This is a genomic window from Desulfosporosinus orientis DSM 765, from assembly GCF_000235605.1.
Classification (GTDB): domain Bacteria; phylum Bacillota; class Desulfitobacteriia; order Desulfitobacteriales; family Desulfitobacteriaceae; genus Desulfosporosinus; species Desulfosporosinus orientis.
The window spans coordinates 4,540,271-4,558,917 of record NC_016584.1; the positions used below are offsets into that span (position 1 = coordinate 4,540,271).

An 18,647-nucleotide genomic window follows, 5' to 3' on the forward strand; every position below is an offset into this window, starting at 1 on the left:
ATATCACCTATGCCTTCCAGTAATTATTGAAATGACCAAAAGCTAATTTTTCATCGTATTTTTCCAGATTATCTTTAACATCAATGAGTAGACACTCTTCATTTCCACCCATTTGAGGACCTCTTAATCCTCGTCCAAGCATTTGACTATACAAAACAACAGATTGGGTCGGTCTGGCAATAAACACACATTTAATGTTTGTTGAATCAAAGCCTGTAGTTAGGACTTCAAAGTTAATAAGTATATTTATAGGATTATCTCTATCCTTGAAAGCTCTAATAGCCTCAGCTCGTTCCTGTGGTATCATATCTCCTATAACCAGAGCATTAGGTATGTTCTCAATTGAAAGCATAGATGCCAATAGCTGACCATGTTCGACCGAACAGGCAAAAACTATAGTCGGTATCCTTTCGGCATACAGTTCTCTTAGCCTTTGCAGTATTCTTAGATTCCTGCTCTTATTTCTCCCAATGATCTCGAGAGCTTTGTCTGTGAAATCCACATATCCATTGTTCTTCGCAGTATCTTTAATTTTGCTTAGTTCTTCAGCCGACAAGCTATGTTGGTAAATCAGTTGTTCTTTTTTGATCTTTGCTAAAATGCGTTTGTTTTGGAAGTAAGAAATAGTGTCGGCTTCAACTTTTATGTTGAGAGCTTCAACTCGTGACATATTAATTAAATTCATAACTTCTATGTCAATTGAAATCAGCTTGTTCCCAAACATAGCCGCTAATAAATCATTACTAACATCCATTTCAGTAAATCTTCCAGGAGTAGCAGTCAAACCAACTAAACCTCTATCCGGCATATCATGTTTTTTTATCATAAACTTTTCGATTGCTTTTTTCGTTTCTAAAGCTGCAGCTTTATGCGCTTCATCAAAAACTATAAGTCTGCAATTTTGAATTAGTTGTTCTACGATCTCAGGTGAGCTTGATACCATTGATATTAACTTCTGTATTCCGCAAAAAACGATACCATTGTAATCAAAGTCACTTGCGTTAATATTATGGTTACCCCACAATTTACAAGCTGTTACATCGCCACTACCCAAATGTTTCCAAACAGAAATAAAAGTATCATAAGCCTGTTGCAATAGCTCTGTTGTATGAGCTACCCAAATAACTAATCCGTTTTTATTTAAGTTAAAATTATAATAATGACATATCGTATGCATTGCGGTCTTAGTCTTACCTGTACCTGTTGGCATGTGTATAAGCATACGATTAAGCTCAATACCGGAGGTTAAATTGTTCAAAATCCTTTGTTTAATAACGAACTGATAATCCAAAAGCTCATAAAACCTTTCTGGAGAAGTAATTGATTCTTGTGAAGGCTCTTGAATAATAGTAGTATCAAAAATCTCTTCTTCAATTTCTAAAATTTCCAATATTTTTTTGCTTACGCTATTATTTCTCCATGGGGAAACAACAATTTTATTTATCAAATCGTTTGGATCGGTTATATTTCGATCTGCAGCTGACATGAGTACCGAAAAGGATAGAATCGTTTTTTCTGAAAAAGTCCTTAATAGGCATTTCCTAAACTCTGATTTTTTTAAGATGTTGACTCCATGAATGGTCAAAATCATATCCGTTAATCTTGCTTTAGTAACAAAGGCCGTATTATCAGGTGTCCATTCTAATAATGTATCTATTAAATTGGTACCTAAAAACCTTTTTAGGCTTTCCAAGCTAAAGCTTAACATCTGTGTTCGAATAACCTGTGTATTCATCTACAACCTCCATTTTGCTTTTGAATATGATAATGTTAGGTACATTTTCATTGACAAACTGACAATACATCCATGAGTCTTGCTTCCTCAACATAAAACCAATACATAATATTCACATACCATTCTCCTCTGTAAGTCCATCAAAGTTCAACCTTCACCTAACATCGCATTCGTCTCACCCAAGCCTATACTCTAATACTGCTATAGACTAAGTCCTTGTAAGCACTTGTTGCAGAAATTTCTCCCAATAATTAAATTCTGCATTTTTTGTTGAAACCCTGCTATAAAATTGATAGTGAGGAATTAGAAACGCATTACGCCTCTCCCTTTATCTAGCGGAGTAACAAGCTTAGTTTTCCTTATATCACTCTAAGAATCAGAATTACTTTAGCCCTCAGGTGATCGAAGACCTGCATTTAACAGCAGTTATCCTTTATAACTTTCTGCTTTCTGGTATGTCAAACTCCTCCCGAGAAACCCCTTTATAATCCAGGATGGCGTAGACCACTTCCACTAAATCCGCCAGTTCTTCAACCTTTTGGCTGTCCAGGTACTCCTGAAGCTCTTCCCCTAACTTGGCGTTTAATAAATCCAGGTACTCTGGGCCTGAAACCTTTTCGATCATGGCTTTCTTGCCGCTGTCTTCGATAATCTGGGGTATCTTGTCGCGAATCAGTTTATTATAGACTTTTATCTTCTCTGATCTGCCGTCACGGACATCCTTCTCATCTATTACAGGAATGGTAATGAAGCCATCCCGGTCATCGCCGATCACCTTTCCCTTATGCCTGGCGAGCCAATAAGCAGCGTAAGCACATAAAGAATACTTGGCTGGCGCCCGAAGACACTGTCTTCGCACGAGTTAACTATCTTGCAGCCGCAGGCGCAGCGGCAGCCTTAGTTGCACTTATGCTTGGAAAGTATATAACGCAAGTTTATACTTTCTGACAGTATAAAAAAGCATCCAGCCTATCTTCAAGGTTCTTATACCCCTTCTTAGACATAGCCTGAATGCTCGGTGAATGATAAAAGAAATCTTCTATATTGTGGACGGGAGGATTAAAGTCACCCAGCCTTTGCAAAAGGCTGACCATCTTAATCGTAAATAACGAAACAGGTGCCCGGTATTGTGACAGTGCAATTATGAGAGAAAAAATTCATGGCAGAAATCTGTCCGTTTTCACCTGCAGGAGCATCAATTCCCACGATGGCTCCTTCATGAGCATACTCAGCAACGATGTCCGCAATCATTTCGTCGCTGAAAACCTTGGACTCGCAATAGATGATTTCCCCATTGTCAGCGATCACACAAATTCCCGATTCATTGGTATAGGTCCAGGCTAAATCGATGCCGATATAATGCATTTATTTACCTCCAAAAACCCTTGGCTTTAAGTCAATCCTCAAGTGAATCTGGTATTTTGGACAACATTTGTCATATAGTTTCTTTTTCGCCGAACTTCCTGCTTTTCCTTCCATTAATCACGGAATATTTCAAAAACAACATAATATGGCGCCAGTCAGTCGTTGGCGTCATATTATGTTGTAATTTTTTAACTGAACTTAAAATAAAAGTTGCTCTTCTACTATATAATCCTTTATACCATCTTTTACTAGTTGAACATTCTTATTAGATAGATTCTTAAATAAATTTCTTGTATCTTCCTCGCATTGACTCATGATACATTCAAGATCTGCAAGATTTTTACCTGTAAAAAATCCGCTACTTGGGATGAAATAAATTAATGCCTTCTTATTTCTGCTGATAAGATTAATGACATTATTTAGCGTACCCTTGCTTTGCCTTGACTTGCATATACAGAGACAAGTGAAATTAGCCCCAAGGAGTGTGGATATCATGACTGATACAGTAACTGATCATCAGCGGACGCACACCCAATGCCATCGCCGCTGAAATTAACATGATCAAATTCCAGGCTGAGAGGGTCTACCTTGCCGCCGCCGTCGAGATCGGAAGGCGGCTGACGGAGGCTAAGGCCTTGCTTAAGCATGGAGAATGGGGCAAGTGGCTGGAGGAGTCGGTGGATTTCTCTCAGAGCAGGGCCAATAAAATGATACGTATCTTCAAAGAGTACGGAGCCGGACAGCTTTCCTCCTCAAATTCGGATTCGAATCCGAATTTAAGCTACAGCCAGGCGGTGCTTCTTTTAGGTATCCCTAAGGAGGAACGGGCGCAGTTCATCGTGGATATGGATGTGGAAGGCATGACCATCCAGGAACTGCGGCAGGCGGTCAGTGAACGAACTCAGGCCTTGCAGGAAAAGGACCAGGCCCTGGAGGTTAACGCGGACCTCCAGAAAACAGTGGAAGACCAAGGGGATATCATCGCCGGGCTGACTGAAGAGCTGGACAACCTGAAGGCCCAATTGGAGAACGTCAAGACGTCCAAAGCGGAACTCGATCAAACGGCCAGGCAGCTGAAGGATTCTCTGGAATCCCTCCAAAAAACCTCAAACGCCAAGGGCTACGAGAGGATGAAAACGAACTTCATTAATACGTCCCTCAAGGTCAGGGCCAACCATATCGCTTTCCTCTGCGAAAACCTGGATGAAACCATTAAGGAAGTGAAGCATAAGCTGCTCCAAATCGCTCCCAATGACAAGGAGACGTATATCATTTATAAGAATAAAGTTTATGATCTGCTGAAAATGTGGCTTAAGGACGAGACGTGGAGCAGGCAAGCTCGCCCCGGCGGAGATGCTCAGTAAGGAATGGTGGATGATGAAGAGGAACTATGTTTTCCCGGCCATTATTGAGCGGGATAAAACAAGCGGCAAATATACGGTTGTTTTTCCGGACCTGCGAAGGGTACTCCCAATATGTTCCGCCGAGTATTACCTATATGTGAGCCGGTTGCATACTATGCAAAAGGGCGCCAGTCAGTCTTAAAACTGATTGGCACCCTTTTCTATTGTCAAGCCACACAATGATAATAACACGTAGTATAAAAATAAAACTTCAATTTTGCAGGTACATATTTAACTTTTCTAGATCAATGATAAACCCGGCATTGAGCAGCATATCCAATCCTAAAAGTCCATTAATATCTTCGTAAATGTAGCTTGTAAAATCCAATGAACAATTATTAATGCAATATTCTCCGATCTTGACTTTGTCCACTTTCTTTACAAAAGAATGTTCTTTCCCCCCTATGCCATAAGAGGTAACAATTTCAATACTAGTAAAAAGCAATCCATCTCCATATTCAATGCGCGTTTTTTAATGCTCTCCTCAATCCAATTCTCGTTCTCAACTTTATCACTACTACTTCATTTGCAGTATGATAAATCAAAACATTATCCTTAGATTCCAAAAGCTCACGCGTTGCTTTATCATCTGCTATAGGCCCAATTACCGCTATTTCATCCACATATTCCTTGTCGTTTTCAATATGTGATTTTAAAACTTCAAACTTTACAAACTAATTGGGATAAATATTTCTTACCTCATTCCACTTCATAATAAAAAAACCTTCCCAAAATTTACTATAAATTAGTATATCATAAAAATTAAAGCTTCAATAGTCGGGCTGTGTTCAAAGCGGCCGGTCAATAGGTCAGACTAGCTGGATGAAAATAGGCATACAATTTTGAACAATAATTAGGAAGGACTCCGCAAAGGGGTCTTTTTGAACATAGAAACACTTCAACTTGCTTCTTTCCCTATAGGTACCTCTAAAGCCCCAAATCAATCCTTACTCATAGACTCCAGCAACTTCTGAAGACGGTCGATTTGTTCCGGTGAAAGTTTTCTTACCGTTTCTACCAGACGGCGAAGTTCCGGCTCCAACTGCGGACGTTCTTCAGCGAAAAATTCTGTGAGGGTGACATTGAGAGCCGAACAGATCTTTTCAATGGTGACAGCGTTGGGTGATTTCTTTCCAGATTCTATATCGCTAATCGTAGTTTGACCAATTTCCGCAATACCGGCCAAATCTTTTTGACTTAATTTATTCTTCTTTCGTAATTCCAAAAATTTAGCGCCATAATCTATTCCCATTATTTCACTCCCTATCGCTAAAGCAATTATAGCAAATAAAAAAGCCCGCCCATAGCACGCTAAAGCGGTTGCAAAATATCGCAAAGGCAATTATAATTATTGTCAAAAGGAAGTGCCTTTATGCAGAACCTTAACTTTTTTCGAACAAAACAAAAATTGTCTCAGGCTGAGCTTTCCAGACGCTCGAAGGTTTCCCAAACCTATATTTCCGAGCTGGAAGCTAACAAAAAACAGCCCACCTACCCTATTCTCAAGAAACTCGCAGCAGCTCTCGGTGTTAGTATTTCCGAACTTATCGGTGAACAATCCCCCAAACAGCGGGAGGAAAACGATGGACAGACAGGAACTCAGTGATTTCGAGATCGGCTATGACTATGTCCGCAGGCGCTATTCCTCTTTGGCTAAACACAGCTATCAGGATTTATGGAAACTGGGAATCGCTTATCTGCAGACAAAAGGCGCTGACGCCGAGCTTTCCCGAGGCATGGGCTTCTATTTCCTGGAGTTAGGCATTAGAATCCGCCTTGCTGAGATTACATCAGATCATTAGAAAATTAAGCATGGCCCAGAAACGACAACATTGTCATTCTAGGCCATGCTTTACTTCCCCCCATCTCCGGCATATGGAACAATTGCACGTTTCGTTAAATTCTCACATAAATGCGGCGGATTATCCAATTTTAATCCTTCAGGCCTTAAATCCCTGCAGTTTAAACTTCCGAATTCTATTTCAAATTTATTCGCAAACTCACAACATCTAGATGCAATTTCATCCCGTTCAATTCCTTTTTCTTTTCCTAGACCCCCAGCTTGCTGAAGATATTGGTCAGAATATTATACCTACCCCTGGTCTCCTTGGGCATATACCGCCGTGAAGGTTCCATCTCCATTCGATTTGGCTACCCAGGCAGCACTTTTTCCTGGTCTGTATAGGAACAAATCGTCTTTACCGTCCCCGTTGTAATCAAATACTAATACTTTGTCGTCAGGAGACAAAAGATCATATCCTGCAATTCCATTTCCACCATGACCTTGGGCATATACCGCCGTAAAGGTTCCATCTCCGTTCGATTTGGCTGCCCAGGCAGCACCTTTTCCTGGTCTGTATAGGAACAAATCGTCTTTACCGTCCCCGTTGTAATCAAATACTAATACTTTGTCGTCAGGAGACAAAAGATCATATCCTGCAATTCCATTTCCACCATGACCTTGGGCATATACCGCCGTGAAGGTTCCATCTCCATTCGACCTGGCTACCCAGGCAGCACCTTTTCCTGGTCTGTATAGGAACAAATCGTCTTTACCGTCCCCGTTGTAATCAAATGCTAATACCTTGTCGTCAGGAGACAAAAGATCATATCCTGCAATTCCATTTCCACCATGACCTTGGGCATATACCGCCGTGAAGGTTCCATCTCCATTCGATTTGGCTACCCAGGCAGCACCTTTTCCTGGTCTGTATAGGAACAAATCGTCTTTACCGTCCCCGTCGTAATCAAATACTAATACTTTGTCGTCAGGAGACAAAAGATCATATCCTGCAATTCCATCACCTTGGGCATATACCGCCGTGAAGGTTCCATCTTCATTCGACCTGACTACCCAGCCAGCACCTTTTCCTGGAATATATACGAACAAGTCTTTTTTTCCATCCCCATTGCAATCAAATGGCACTATTTTAGTATTTTTATCAAAAAATTTAAAACCATAATTAGTTAAGATTATTTGCCTGCAAATTTCCCCATTAACATAATCCACAGCAATTATGCCTAATCCTTTATTTGCGATTCCATCACAGTAATCCTTAATTTTTGGGTTGATTTGATCTGAGATATCTTTTCTAGCCAGGCCACAATAACCACTTGCTTGTGTTAAATATAAAGTTGTTTTATTATAATTTGCTTTTGCGTTGTCCATTCCTTTTTTAGTAGAAGTCCATTTTTGGTCTACTGTCCAAACCGAATATTCGTCTTCGTTTTGAATGTTATCATAATTTATTCCATACGACGTTATACCCGCTGCTAAAGTGAAGTTTCTAAGTAAGACAATCTTTCCCCTTACATCAGCTAAGCTGGGTATAGTGGTATCTAGATACCACATATTGGGGTATTTATTAACATAGTTCCTAAATATTTGTTCAAAATCAAGGGTACAGTTATCATCGTTAGCACTATACTCATCCTTAACTCTCATAACAATTGTCTCGGAAGGATGTTTTTCAAAAAACGTTTGACAATAACCCATAACATCATCAAAATTCATATTTTGGTAAACACAATCATGATGTATAGTAAAAGAATTATTTATTTTACGGCATCTAATGTCCAAATATCTTACTCCTGCATCTAATTGCTCAGAAATTTTTAAATCCTGGCATTTGATAGCAAGAAAGCCATGTTGGGCACCTGAGTCGTGTGTACCAGGAATTGAAATGTTTGCAAGGCTTATTTCGTCTGGTAAATATGACATCCATGGCAAACTGTTAATCTGATGTAGTGGTACAAAAGCATTTGTAGAAACTTTCATTTTTTACTCCTCCTTAATTTAAAATTAATCCTTTTTCGGTTGAGCTCCGCCGGCCTTTGCTGGCTGATGGAAACAAAAAGCACCTGGCATACTATGCCAAGCGCATTCTACCATTTTGATTTGGTTTTGTTACTATACCTGGTATAGGAAAATTGCGCAAAAGGTCTAGAAAATGAACTATTTTTTACCGGATCAGGCCCGACTGGCGCGCCCGCTCCACCGCCTCCCGGCGCCCGGTGACTCCCAGCTTGCCAAAGATATTGGTCAGGTGGAATTTGACCGTCACCAGCCCGACGCCGAGTTCCCCGGCGATTGAACGGTTGTCCAGGCCATTGGCCGCCAGGTGCAGCACGGCCAGTTCCTTGGTTGTGAGGGGTTCATCCAAGTGAGTCGCAGGTGCCGCCTGCAGCCCAGGGAAGCTGATCACCGGGCTCCCGCGTAAGAGGGAGATTAACTGCCGGACATAAGCCGACTCCTCCGCTGGACGGCTGTGGCTCAGACGCCGCAAGAGAGCCAGCATCGGCACTCCTTCGTCAACGAAGCTGCGCAGGTAAGCATTCTCCCGACCAAGAACGAGGTTCTGTCGGAGGATTTCCAAGGCTTGGGCAGTCCGACCCATAGCATCACAGGCGAAGGCCATCAGGTTGGATATTTCGATGATCCCGGGCAAGCGCTCCTCCTTTTCGGTAAAGACCAGCAAGCGCTCCAAAAGCAGCAGTGCCTCATCCCGCCGTCCCCGGGCCAGCAAAACTCTGGCCAGGGTTATGTGTTCGTAGGTCCGGGCGGCACTGAGGCGGTCGTATACGTCCAGACGACTTCCGGCCAGCCATTCCTCAACTGCCGGTACATCACCCGCCGCCAGGTGGAGGCGCGCCTTAAGGGCGGCCAGGGGGGGCAGCCACTGCGGCTGGCTCAAGCTCCGAACAATCTTTTCCCCCTCCATGGCTGCAGTCAGGGCGCCCGCCAGGTCGCCGCGGGCGAAGTGGATCCTGGAGAGGGTGAACAGGGCCGGCACCAAAGCTCCGGTCTCTTCCATCTTTTGAGCCTCTTCCATCCCTTCCGCCAGGCTCCGGGTTGCATCATCCAGCTTGTTCCATTCGTAAAAGGCCTCGGCGTTAGCTACCAGAGCGTAACCCGCGCGGATGGCTGGGGCGATCAGGGCTCTGACTTTGAGGAAGGACCCGCTCTCTATGGCCTGCGCCTTCTCTTGCAGGTGGCCGAAGGCTCCCAGCACTCCTCCCAGCAGGCTGGGTTCCTGGGGCTGCAATATATTGATCAAGTTATATGTAATAAACTTCTTCCTGGCCTGACCGGCCTGGGCCAACCAGCGCAGGCTTTCCGGCACATTCATTCGTTTGATCGCCAGGTAGGCTCCCAGAACAGCCCGGTCGATGGTTATCCTGTTATCATCGCCAATACCATTTTGCTTTAGCTCCCGCCAGACATCATCCGCCTGTTTCAGCCACCGCTCCACTTCGTCAGGCTGGTTGGCCGCAACGGCAGCCCAGGCCTGAGCCACACACAGGGTTGAGCTTTCCTTCAGTTTTTCGGCTGGCAGGGCCTGCAGCCAACGGAACAGGGTGGCTGTTTCATCCCAGCCCGGCATTTCCAGAAACAGTTGCTCCACCAAGCCGGCCGCCTGATGGTAATCCTCCCCTTGCAAGAAGTAATCGACGGCTTTAGCAGTCAGCCCGGCATCAACACACCAACGGGCGGCTTTTCCATACATACCAAGGATCTGCCCCGGATATTTTTCCTGAAAAAGGCCCCGCAAGAATTCGGCAAAGAGGTGATGATAAACATACCAGCCGTCCTTTTCGTCCAGGCAGGTCACAAAACCACTTGCCTGGGCCACAGCGGCGAGCACGGTGCCGCTGTCCGACCTGCCGGTCACTGCCGCGCAGAGCGGTCCGGAGAGATGGTCAAGGATGGATGTCTGGAGCAGGAACTCCTGAACATTTGGCCCGATCCCCCCAAACACCTCTTCTCGGAAGTAACCGGCGAGCAGGCGGTCTCTGCCCCCGAATCCTTCGATTGTCGCGGTTTTATTGTCACTTTTCAGCAAAGACATAGCCGCCATCTGCATGCCGGCGACCCAGCCTCCTGTACGTTGGGTCAATATTTCGACCTCTTCGCCGGTGAGGTCGATGTTCTTCTGACTGCAGAAGGCCGCCGCTTCCTCCATAGCAAAGATAAGGTCCTGAACGGTCAATTCCGCCACTTGTCCGGCGGTCCGCCGGCGAGACATCCGCAGAGGCGGTTCTGTGCGTCCGACGATGATCGGATGCATTTGCTGAGGGGCATAGCGCACCAGGAATGAGAGGGTTTCGTGAACAAGAGGTTCATTGATAAGGTGATAATCGTCAAGGATCAGGGCACAATCAAAGGGTAGTTTTGACAGATCGTCTATAAGCAAAGAAATGATCGCTTCCCAAGGCGGATTGGTTGAGGAATGCAATAGGGGCGCCGTCTCTCTGCCAATACCCTCCTCCAGGCCGCTTAGGGCGGCTGTAACATAGGTCCAGAAGCGCACCGGGTCGTTATCGCCGTCGTCTAAAGACAGCCAGGCCACGGGGAAACCCTTGTGCCCGGCCCACTGAGCCACAGCACTAGTCTTGCCGAACCCGGCGGGGGCTGTTACCAAGGTGAGTCCGTTTTGCAGCATCCCATCCAAACGGGAATAGATCCGCGGTCGCTCCACCAGGCCAGTCAAGGTGCGCGGCATTTGCAGCTTGGCCTGAAGCAAAGGAACCTGAAGCGTATAATTATTTATGGGAATAACCTTTCGTTTCATGCCGCCACCTCGCTATATATAAATTCCGATTCGTGAAGATAATTAGCTCGTCAATATATCCAGTTAAAATATTTCCCTAATTTATTATGAGCCTCAAATTTAACAATATCAACAATCTTCCAATCCCTTTTATAATCTGAATTTCTACAGATTTCATTAATTTCCTCTAAATAGTAACGATAATAATTCGCAAAAAATTCGAGTAGAAAAGAATGTTGTCAATCAAACCTTATATATTTTTTACCCTTTGTGATATCTTAGGAATTTCAACTTGTGATGCTAAAAACAGCTGGAGGAGTCGGTGGATTTCTCTCAGAGCAGGGCCAATAAAATGATACGTATCTTCAAAGAGTACGGAGCCGGACAGCTTTCCTCCTCAATTCGGATTCGAATCCGAATTTGAGCTACAGCCAGGCAGCTGAAGGATTCTCTGGAATCCCTCCAAAAAACCTCAAACGCCAAGAGCTACGAGAGGATGAAAACGAACTTCATTAATACGTCCCTCAAGGTCAGGGCCAACCATATCGCCTTCCTTTGTGAAAGCCTGGATGAAACCATTAAGGAAGTGAAGCATAAACTGCTCCAAATCGCTCCCAATGACAAGGAGACGTATATCATTTATAAGAATAAAGTTTATGATCTGCTGAAAATGTGGCTTAAGGACGAGAAATTCGGATTCAAATCCGAATTTGAGGAGACAAGCTGTCCGGCTCCGTACTCTCTCTTCCAGCCACTTCAGTAATTTTGAACCAATTCCCATCCCTCGGTAACTTTCCTTAAAAAACAGATGATTTAAGCACCCCACCTTGTTGGGGAAATTTTCTGTGGTAGAAAAAACATAACCAATAGGAATACCGTTATCTTTGGCAATAATAATCTGATTAACCGGAGAGTTTTCAAAACTTGCTTTCAATCTCGTTTCAAAATTCATGTTCTTTTATTAACCGTAGACACGCTATAGGGCAAAATTTCATATCTTATAACATCTCACCATTATAGTTCTAAGATGCTTTTTTAAAAAATTACGATAACCACAAACACAGTTTTCAACTTACATTCCCATTTCGGAACCTAGTCTAAATCGCCTTTAGTGAAAGGAGAGTTCAAATGCCTAATCCGCTTGATCCAACAACTATTAAGAAATTCGAAAACCAACTGGTTGTCCCGCCTGTATTTGAGCCAACAGTGGTTAAAGATCCCAAGACCGGCAAAGTTAAAAGCCATAATTACTCGGTGACAATCAGTGAATTCACCCAACAATTATTACCTGCGGAATTCCCCGCAACAACTGTTTATGGGTATGAAGGCAAAGTCAGGGACCCGGAAACCGGTGAGATTATTCCGGATTTCCGTTCCACACCCGGTCCTACTTTCGATGCAATTAGACACATTCCGATCAATGTGCAATGGATTAACAACCTGACTGAACCACATCCGTTAGCGGTCGATCCAACTATTCACTGGGCTAATCCAAATAATATGCCAATGCCGATGCTCCCTTTTCCGCCGTTTCCACCGGGATTTCCTTTAGCCCAAAGTCCAGTGCCGATTGTTACCCACCTGCACGGCGGGGAGACTGAACCGTCTTCCGACGGCTACCCGGAAGCCTGGTTCACAGCCGGGGAAGCTATCACTGGGCCTGATTTTATTAAATCCCGCTATCACTATGTTAATGCGCAGGAACCGACTACCCTTTGGTATCACGATCATACCCTGGGCCTCACCCGCCTTAACGTCTATATGGGTTTAGCTGGGTTCTATATATTACGCGATCCCCACAATCCCCTGGAGGGAAAAAACTCCAAGCTGCCCCACGGCAAATATGAGATCCCCCTTGTTATCCAGGACCGGTCTTTCTTTGACGACGGCTCCTTGTTATTTCCTAATAATGGTGTAAATCCGGATATTCATCCCTACTGGAGACCGGCCTTTATAGGCAACACCATAATGGTCAATGGCAAGGTATGGCCTAATCTGGATGTTGAACCCAGGCAGTATCGTTTTCGGATTTTGAACGGCTCCAATACCCGCTTCTATAATCTGGCCTTTTCCAACCAAATGCCCTTTAAACAAATCGGAACAGACGGCGGCTATCTGCCAAAGCCGATTCAGCTCGTTTCCCTGCTCATTGCTCCGGCCGAACGGGCAGATATCCTGGTGGATTTTTCCCAGCTGACACCGGGAACTAAATTAATTCTGACCAATACGGCCAATGCACCTTTCCCAAACGGAAATGCTCCTGATACCGAGACAACAGGGCAGGTTATGCAGTTTACAGTGCTTAATAAACCCGCTGTCGTTCCGCCGCCATTGCCTAAAGTCTTAAACATTATCCCCCCGCTGAAGTGCCCCGTTAAAATACGCACCTTAACCCTTATGGTGGTTGGTAACCCCACCAAACCATTGGAACTTATGCTGGACGGTCAGACATGGATGGCGCCGGTCTCCGAACTGCCGCTGGTAGGAGCGACGGAGGACTGGCAGCTCGTGAACCTGTCTAGAGGCGCTCATCCCATCCATCTCCACTTGATTCAATTTCAGTTGATCAGCCGGCAGGACTTCCTGGTTGCCCAGTATACTAATGATTGGTTAGCACTCAACGGTGAACCCCCCCTTGACCATCCGACAAAAGTGTTGCCTGTAAAACCTTACCTGCTGGATGGGCCAATAAAACCACCGGCTCATGAAAGTGGCTGGAAAGATACAATTCAAGCCTATCCGGGCCAAGTAACGACGATACGAGTGCGCTTTGCTCCCCAAGATGTGAAGTTTTCCGTCCCAGGTATTAATAGATTTCCATTTAACCCAGCTGCAAAGCCAGGGTATGTCTGGCACTGCCACCTCATTGATCATGAAGACAATGACATGATGCGTCCCTACAAAGTGAGAAATCCGTTTAGTTATCCTACGAAGCGGCTGTCTAACAAATCTTTTACTTCCTGAACTAATCTCCAGGTGCCCAGAACTCCTTCTTCGGTTAGGTCAAAGAAGCTTGCGACATGCCTCTTGGGAATAATCAGAACATGTCCTTCATTGACCGGGAATTTATCAAAAAAGGCCAGGGCCAGATCGTTCTAGACAAGGATAGCTATCTCTGGAAGCTTACAAAAAAACATTCACTTACTTTGCTTCCCCTTCTTTCCTAACGATTTGATTTTCTCTCTTTCGGGCCTTTTATATGTTAGCCGGTTGCATATTTTACAATCTATGGATATTATATTTAATAAGGACTGACGTGTTGGAAGCACGCCAGCCCGGCAGATTGTCTAACCGAAGGGTTAGCCGGAACTACGAGTTACTAAGAAATAACCGCAATCCTTGGACGGGGGCGGTTATTTCTTCTTCATGATCATAACAATGAGTGTAGACAACCTGTTGCAAGTATAATAGTATAGTCTCCAACAAAAGGATGGGAACTCTCGACGATTCCACTGGGTTAGGGCCGTCTCATAACACGAGACGGCCTGTTTTATTCCCTTATCAACTCCGGCTGCATCTCAGACAATAACGTTCATTTACATTGAATAAATATTAGTCTGAAATCTTCGCTTGACTAGCGGCTCTATTCCAGCCGAATAGTTTCACCATCCTGGATGCGACTAGCAGCATAAGCAACGAATAACCGGTCATTGATGCCTGAAAACTGACGTATGCTGCAATCTTAGTTACTATTGGGGGGCCAAAAAACATCCCGACTCCCCAAAAGAGATAATATGCCCCAGAAATAGTACCCTTTAAAGAGTTGGGCACGATTTCATTTAAGAAGCCCATTGAGGCAAGATAAAAAACGCCCATTCCTAAACTCGCGACCGTTAGTGGCAAGAAGATTAGCAGGCCACTTAAGAATGGAGTAATAATTATCCCGCCAGCGGCGACAAGAAGTCCTATAATCATAAATGTATTCCAGCCAAATCTGTCCGATAATGAGCCGGTAATAACTTGTGAAATGCTTATCGCCACATAAAACAATGAGAAGAATAATCCGATAGCAACTGCACTTAAGGCCTTTTCTTGCAATAAAAATGTAGGGATTGTCGTGAGGAAAATTCCATAACCAGCTCCGTATAAAGTAATCCCCAGCAAAGAAATACAGGTTTTTCGCTGTTTGATCAATTTTAATATGTTCTGAAGATCAAACAAGCTCACACTCGTTCCTTCTTTTTTCGTGAGAGGCTCCACTAGAAGACTGATTACAACCGCGCCAGCTAAACAGCCAAAAGAGTAGATCAGAAATACCGCATTCCCGGTCAATACCTTCGCCAATACCACTCCCAAAACAGGCCCCAAAGTAAGGCCGAAATGGATAGCTGCGTTGTATATCCCCATTACCTTACCCTTATTCATTGGATATTTTACTGACAGTAACGCTGGGGCTAACGCCCAAACCGGCGCTTCGCCGACTCCTTGCAAAAGCCGGGCGAAAAATATCAAGCCTGAGCTTGTTGCAAAGAAAAATACTAATCCGGCTAAAAAACACAGCAAATATCCAAGGATTAGAAACAGCTTGAAGCCTAATTTATCCGACAAGCTGCCGATAGGAACTTGGAACAGCATATAGGAAAAGGCGAAAGCTGAAGCCAGATATCCTACCGAATGCCCATTTCCATCCAAAGACACGACTCGTTGCGGCAATATCACAACTATCATGCCTACTCCGACCATCATTAACAGGACCGCGAAGATTAATCCCAAAAGGGTTTTGTCCCGAAGCATAGTTACCATTCGTAAGCTCCTCCTTTTTACCCCTTTCGGCCGAGGAGGATGCCGGTGATATGGTATAAGTCAGGCAATCCTTACCCGGCTAAAAGAGATTGTACTTAGAATTAACGTCGCTTACAGGAGGCGGTGGCAGAATCTCTTTTACCATAAAGGCAGCTATGACTTTAAACTCAGACTCATAGTTTTTAGACATAAAAATCTCCTTTCTTGCAGCAAATAATGTATCCACCTGCGAAGTGGGCTTTCAACAATAATGAAAAATATAAGAGGTACAGTCAGTCCTGAATCTGATTGACACCTCTTGCTTTGTTGATTACTATATCCCACTCATCCTTTTAAGTTTTTTATTTCTTCTTCCGACATTCCTACAATGTCGGAGATTACTCCAATATCCATTCCCCTCTTTAACATTTTTTTTGCTATTGTAAGTTTACCTTCTTCTATTCCTTGTTCTATCCCTTGCTTCAAGCCTTGTTTTAAGCCTTCCTCCATCCCTTTTTTTAATCTCAATTCTGCTTCCCTTATTGCTGCCTTCTCATCAAGGATTGCTTTTTGCCTTGACCAGTAGATTTCCCGGATTCTTGGATCATCACTGGATTTTTCCCATTCATCCATAGCTTGATTCAATATAGGATCTTGCATAGCGATCTCCTCCAAGGTTTTATAGATTTCTTCATCCTCCGAGCCCTCTAAAAGGAATAACCACCGCACTAAGGCATCTTCCCTGGGACTAATCAATCCTTCTCTCCACTTAACCAAGAGCTTGGGCAGCTCCATGAAATGTATTTCCAGAGCCTCGGTCAGCTCAAACCCCTCTTCTACTTCGAAAAGTCTAAAAACACTATGGTAGCTTCTCGTCTCTTTAATATATCTGAAATCCAGGATATTAATAGTAATAGTCTTAGCCAGCTCTTGATAGGCCATCCCTTCCCGCATTTGACGAGTATACATTCTGGCCCAGTAGAAAAGAGTCCGTTTGTCCATATCATGCCGGTTGGCCAGTTGAATTTCAATATTAACTTGAATCCCCTCAGTAGTTAACGCCCTGATATCCAGGACAGACTTTTTATCGTCTTTGAAGTCTTTATCAAGTTCAGGATTTAATAATTGAACTGAGGTTATCTGATTGTCGCGGGGGAGTTTGAGCGCAGCATTTAAGAAGGCCATAAGAATTGGCTCATTACCGGTTTTGCCAAAGATAAGCTTAAAAGCATAATCAATTTTCAGGTCTATTAGCTGTCTCATAAACCCATTCTCCCCATGCTTACTTACGCTTTAATCATACCATAATATGGTCGATTCGTATATTATCTGTAACCCGGGACTTCTCACTAATAATCTTAACTAATCCCTCGCTTGGGATATCAGGGATTTATGGAAACTGGGAAAACAACAAGATTGTCCTTCTGGGCCATGCTTTACTTCTCCCCATCAGAACCCGGATATCGCCAGCCTGCAAGACACCATAATCTTTGGCCGGGGGTTAAAAAGGTTCCACTGTTTTTTAAAATAGTCTTTACAACTCCAGACTATTCAAGTAGTATATACTCATACTATTAGAATAGTCTGGAGGTTTTAATTTTGACAGTTGTAAAGCTTTTTGACAGCGAACTGAAAATCATGGACATTGTGTGGGATAAGGAGCCGGTATCGGCCAAAGAAATTTCTCTGATCGCTGCTGAAACAATCGGCTGGAATAAGAATACAACCTATACGATTATTAAAAAACTGCTGGATAAAAATGCCCTTCGACGGACTGAACCGAATTTTATCTGTACTTCCCTGGTCCAAAAAGCAGAGGTACGCAAGGCTGAAACCCAAAGCCTTATCGACAAGTTGTATAACGGCTCGAAAAAAGCCTTTTTCGCTTCGTTCATAGAAAATGACCTTACTGAGGATGAGCTGGAGATGTTGAAAAAACTGATAGAAAAGAGGTAGTCCATGCTGGCTGAATTGTTTTACTGGGTACTTAACATGAGTATCCTCGGCAGTGTTGCCGGATTGCTTGTTTTGTCCTTGCGTAAACTTAAAATTCTGCCGCGTTTTGCAGTCTATGTCTTATGGCTTCTTCCCCTGATCAGGTTCTGGCTGCCTGTAGGCATTGCTAATCAATACAGCCTGCTAAACTTGATTTCTAAATTCACCACCAAAACAGTGATTGTCCGCCAGGAACTGCCTCAGATCACAGCCACCAACAGTATAATGGCTGCCAAAAACTACTTCCCTCTCGAATACAAAACCGACCTGCTTAAAAACCTGCTTAATGTGGCATCCCTGATATGGATTATTGTTTCCTGTGTTATCATTCTGGTCTTGGTGGTGCTCTACTTCTTTAACAAATCAGAGTTGAAGACTGCGCAGCTTATAAGCGGCAATATCTATCAATCGGATAAAATTACCGCTCCGGCCGTCTATGGTATTATTCGGCCCAAAATCATGATCCCTGCCCAAATAGCTGCCGGGGATCTGGAGTATATTCTGCTCCATGAACAGGTGCATATAACACGCCGGGACAATCTCTTGCGGGCCATAGCCTTGCTGACAGCCAGCGTTCATTGGTTCAATCCCCTATCCTGGATATTCCTCAAGTACTTTTTTGCCGATATGGAACTGGCCTGTGATGCCAAGGTTATCAAAAATTTCGATGAACGGCAGACCAAGGAGTATGCCCTCGCCCTACTCACCTGCGCTTCCGGCAAAGCTTTCTTCGCCTCGGCATTTGGCGGAACAAAAACGAAGCTGCGCCTGGAAAGGATCTTATCCTATAAAAAGCTTACGCTCTTTTCTTCACTCTGCTTTGCTGCCTTGCTAATCTCGATTGCTGTGATCATGCTCACCAACGCTGCTGTTTAG

General features: G+C 43.9%; 18 protein-coding genes. 7 read left to right on the forward strand and 11 right to left on the reverse strand.

Going from position 1 to position 18,647, the window contains the following annotated elements; all coding sequences use genetic code 11:
* Nucleotides 1-7: 7 nt before the first annotated feature.
* The 3 genes from DESOR_RS20995 to DESOR_RS30440 all read right to left on the reverse strand — a co-directional run bounded on the left by DESOR_RS20995 (nt 8) and on the right by DESOR_RS30440 (nt 3,100).
* A complete protein-coding gene (locus DESOR_RS20995) occupies nt 8-1,735 on the reverse strand; it encodes a DEAD/DEAH box helicase (RefSeq protein ID WP_014186604.1) in 1,728 nt (575 codons plus the stop codon).
* 433 nt (nt 1,736-2,168) lie between these two features.
* A complete protein-coding gene (locus DESOR_RS21000; RefSeq protein ID WP_081468541.1) occupies nt 2,169-2,594 on the reverse strand; it encodes a nucleoside triphosphate pyrophosphohydrolase in 426 nt (141 codons plus the stop codon).
* A gap of 236 nt (nt 2,595-2,830) precedes the next feature.
* Nucleotides 2,831-3,100, reverse strand: a complete 270-nt coding sequence (locus DESOR_RS30440; RefSeq protein WP_014186606.1) for a DUF429 domain-containing protein — start codon at nt 3,098-3,100, stop codon at nt 2,831-2,833.
* Between the two features lie 557 nt (nt 3,101-3,657).
* On the opposite strand from DESOR_RS30440, the gene DESOR_RS21015 reads away from it, so the two are divergent.
* Nucleotides 3,658-4,464 (forward strand): DUF3102 domain-containing protein, encoded by an 807-nt coding sequence (locus DESOR_RS21015; protein ID WP_042331500.1) that lies wholly within the window; start codon nt 3,658-3,660, stop codon nt 4,462-4,464.
* Nucleotides 4,465-4,714: 250 nt separating this feature from the next.
* On the opposite strand, the gene DESOR_RS30445 is transcribed toward DESOR_RS21015, so the two are convergent.
* Nucleotides 4,715-4,876 carry a hypothetical protein gene (locus DESOR_RS30445; protein WP_242832374.1) on the reverse strand — a complete coding sequence of 54 codons (162 nt, stop codon included), beginning with the start codon at nt 4,874-4,876 and terminating at the stop codon, nt 4,715-4,717.
* A gap of 567 nt (nt 4,877-5,443) precedes the next feature.
* On the reverse strand, nt 5,444-5,755 hold the full coding sequence (locus DESOR_RS21025; RefSeq protein ID WP_014186609.1) for a helix-turn-helix domain-containing protein: 312 nt from the start codon (nt 5,753-5,755) through the stop codon (nt 5,444-5,446).
* Nucleotides 5,756-5,875: 120 nt separating this feature from the next.
* Here DESOR_RS21025 and DESOR_RS21030 point away from each other — a divergent pair, with 120 nt between their 5' ends.
* Both DESOR_RS21030 and DESOR_RS21035 read left to right on the forward strand, forming a co-directional pair.
* Entirely contained in the window at nt 5,876-6,109 is a 234-nt protein-coding gene (locus DESOR_RS21030) for a helix-turn-helix domain-containing protein (protein ID WP_042331502.1), read from the forward strand.
* Entirely contained in the window at nt 6,087-6,305 is a 219-nt protein-coding gene (locus tag DESOR_RS21035; protein ID WP_014186610.1) for a hypothetical protein, read from the forward strand. The genes DESOR_RS21030 and DESOR_RS21035 overlap by 23 nt, the downstream gene beginning before the upstream one ends.
* A 290-nt stretch (nt 6,306-6,595) precedes the next feature.
* On the opposite strand, the gene DESOR_RS27545 is transcribed toward DESOR_RS21035, so the two are convergent.
* Together DESOR_RS27545 and DESOR_RS21045 are read right to left on the reverse strand one after the other, a co-directional pair.
* Nucleotides 6,596-8,281: a phosphatidylinositol-specific phospholipase C domain-containing protein gene (locus DESOR_RS27545; protein WP_014186611.1), complete on the reverse strand. Its 1,686-nt coding sequence runs from the start codon at nt 8,279-8,281 to the stop codon at nt 6,596-6,598.
* 184 nt (nt 8,282-8,465) lie between these two features.
* A complete protein-coding gene (locus DESOR_RS21045) occupies nt 8,466-11,075 on the reverse strand; it encodes a winged helix-turn-helix domain-containing protein (protein WP_014186612.1) in 2,610 nt (869 codons plus the stop codon).
* A 289-nt stretch (nt 11,076-11,364) separates the two neighbouring features.
* On the opposite strand from DESOR_RS21045, the gene DESOR_RS30450 reads away from it, so the two are divergent.
* Nucleotides 11,365-11,478: a DUF3102 domain-containing protein gene (locus DESOR_RS30450; RefSeq protein ID WP_427854250.1), complete on the forward strand. Its 114-nt coding sequence runs from the start codon at nt 11,365-11,367 to the stop codon at nt 11,476-11,478.
* Nucleotides 11,479-11,526: 48 nt separating this feature from the next.
* Here the strand turns inward: DESOR_RS30450 and DESOR_RS30455 are convergent, their stop codons facing one another.
* A complete protein-coding gene (locus DESOR_RS30455) occupies nt 11,527-11,988 on the reverse strand; it encodes a GNAT family N-acetyltransferase (RefSeq protein ID WP_158309058.1) in 462 nt (153 codons plus the stop codon).
* A 194-nt stretch (nt 11,989-12,182) separates the two neighbouring features.
* Between DESOR_RS30455 and DESOR_RS21055 the strand changes: the two genes are divergently transcribed.
* On the forward strand, nt 12,183-14,018 hold the full coding sequence (locus DESOR_RS21055) for a multicopper oxidase family protein (protein ID WP_014186614.1): 1,836 nt from the start codon (nt 12,183-12,185) through the stop codon (nt 14,016-14,018).
* On the opposite strand, the gene DESOR_RS30460 is transcribed toward DESOR_RS21055, so the two are convergent.
* From DESOR_RS30460 to DESOR_RS21065, 3 genes are all read right to left on the reverse strand, one after another.
* Nucleotides 13,976-14,143 (reverse strand): HIT family protein, encoded by a 168-nt coding sequence (locus tag DESOR_RS30460; protein ID WP_345788351.1) that lies wholly within the window; start codon nt 14,141-14,143, stop codon nt 13,976-13,978. The genes DESOR_RS21055 and DESOR_RS30460 overlap by 43 nt on opposite strands.
* A 463-nt stretch (nt 14,144-14,606) precedes the next feature.
* Nucleotides 14,607-15,797 (reverse strand): MFS transporter, encoded by a 1,191-nt coding sequence (locus tag DESOR_RS21060; protein WP_014186615.1) that lies wholly within the window; start codon nt 15,795-15,797, stop codon nt 14,607-14,609.
* A 324-nt stretch (nt 15,798-16,121) separates the two neighbouring features.
* Nucleotides 16,122-17,039 (reverse strand): Rpn family recombination-promoting nuclease/putative transposase, encoded by a 918-nt coding sequence (locus DESOR_RS21065; protein WP_014186617.1) that lies wholly within the window; start codon nt 17,037-17,039, stop codon nt 16,122-16,124.
* A 336-nt stretch (nt 17,040-17,375) separates the two neighbouring features.
* On the opposite strand from DESOR_RS21065, the gene DESOR_RS21070 reads away from it, so the two are divergent.
* Together DESOR_RS21070 and DESOR_RS21075 are read left to right on the forward strand one after the other, a co-directional pair.
* Entirely contained in the window at nt 17,376-17,732 is a 357-nt protein-coding gene (locus DESOR_RS21070) for a BlaI/MecI/CopY family transcriptional regulator (RefSeq protein ID WP_014186618.1), read from the forward strand.
* Nucleotides 17,733-17,735: 3 nt separating this feature from the next.
* Nucleotides 17,736-18,647, forward strand: a complete 912-nt coding sequence (locus DESOR_RS21075) for a M56 family metallopeptidase (RefSeq protein ID WP_014186619.1) — start codon at nt 17,736-17,738, stop codon at nt 18,645-18,647.

Bases quoted from the DNA above. Each gene is read 5' to 3' on its own strand.
- DESOR_RS20995 (WP_014186604.1), bottom strand. From the start codon at position 1,735: ATGAATACACAGGTTATTCGAACACAGATGTTAAGCTTTAGCTTGGAA.
- DESOR_RS30440 (WP_014186606.1), bottom strand. From the start codon at position 3,100: ATGCATTATATCGGCATCGATTTAGCCTGGACCTATACCAATGAATCG.
- DESOR_RS21015 (WP_042331500.1), top strand. From the start codon at position 3,658: ATGATCAAATTCCAGGCTGAGAGGGTCTACCTTGCCGCCGCCGTCGAG.
- DESOR_RS21025 (WP_014186609.1), bottom strand. From the start codon at position 5,755: ATGGGAATAGATTATGGCGCTAAATTTTTGGAATTACGAAAGAAGAAT.
- DESOR_RS21030 (WP_042331502.1), top strand. From the start codon at position 5,876: ATGCAGAACCTTAACTTTTTTCGAACAAAACAAAAATTGTCTCAGGCT.
- DESOR_RS21035 (WP_014186610.1), top strand. From the start codon at position 6,087: ATGGACAGACAGGAACTCAGTGATTTCGAGATCGGCTATGACTATGTC.
- DESOR_RS27545 (WP_014186611.1), bottom strand. From the start codon at position 8,281: ATGAAAGTTTCTACAAATGCTTTTGTACCACTACATCAGATTAACAGT.
- DESOR_RS21045 (WP_014186612.1), bottom strand. From the start codon at position 11,075: ATGAAACGAAAGGTTATTCCCATAAATAATTATACGCTTCAGGTTCCT.
- DESOR_RS21055 (WP_014186614.1), top strand. From the start codon at position 12,183: ATGCCTAATCCGCTTGATCCAACAACTATTAAGAAATTCGAAAACCAA.
- DESOR_RS21060 (WP_014186615.1), bottom strand. From the start codon at position 15,797: ATGGTAACTATGCTTCGGGACAAAACCCTTTTGGGATTAATCTTCGCG.
- DESOR_RS21065 (WP_014186617.1), bottom strand. From the start codon at position 17,039: ATGAGACAGCTAATAGACCTGAAAATTGATTATGCTTTTAAGCTTATC.
- DESOR_RS21075 (WP_014186619.1), top strand. From the start codon at position 17,736: ATGCTGGCTGAATTGTTTTACTGGGTACTTAACATGAGTATCCTCGGC.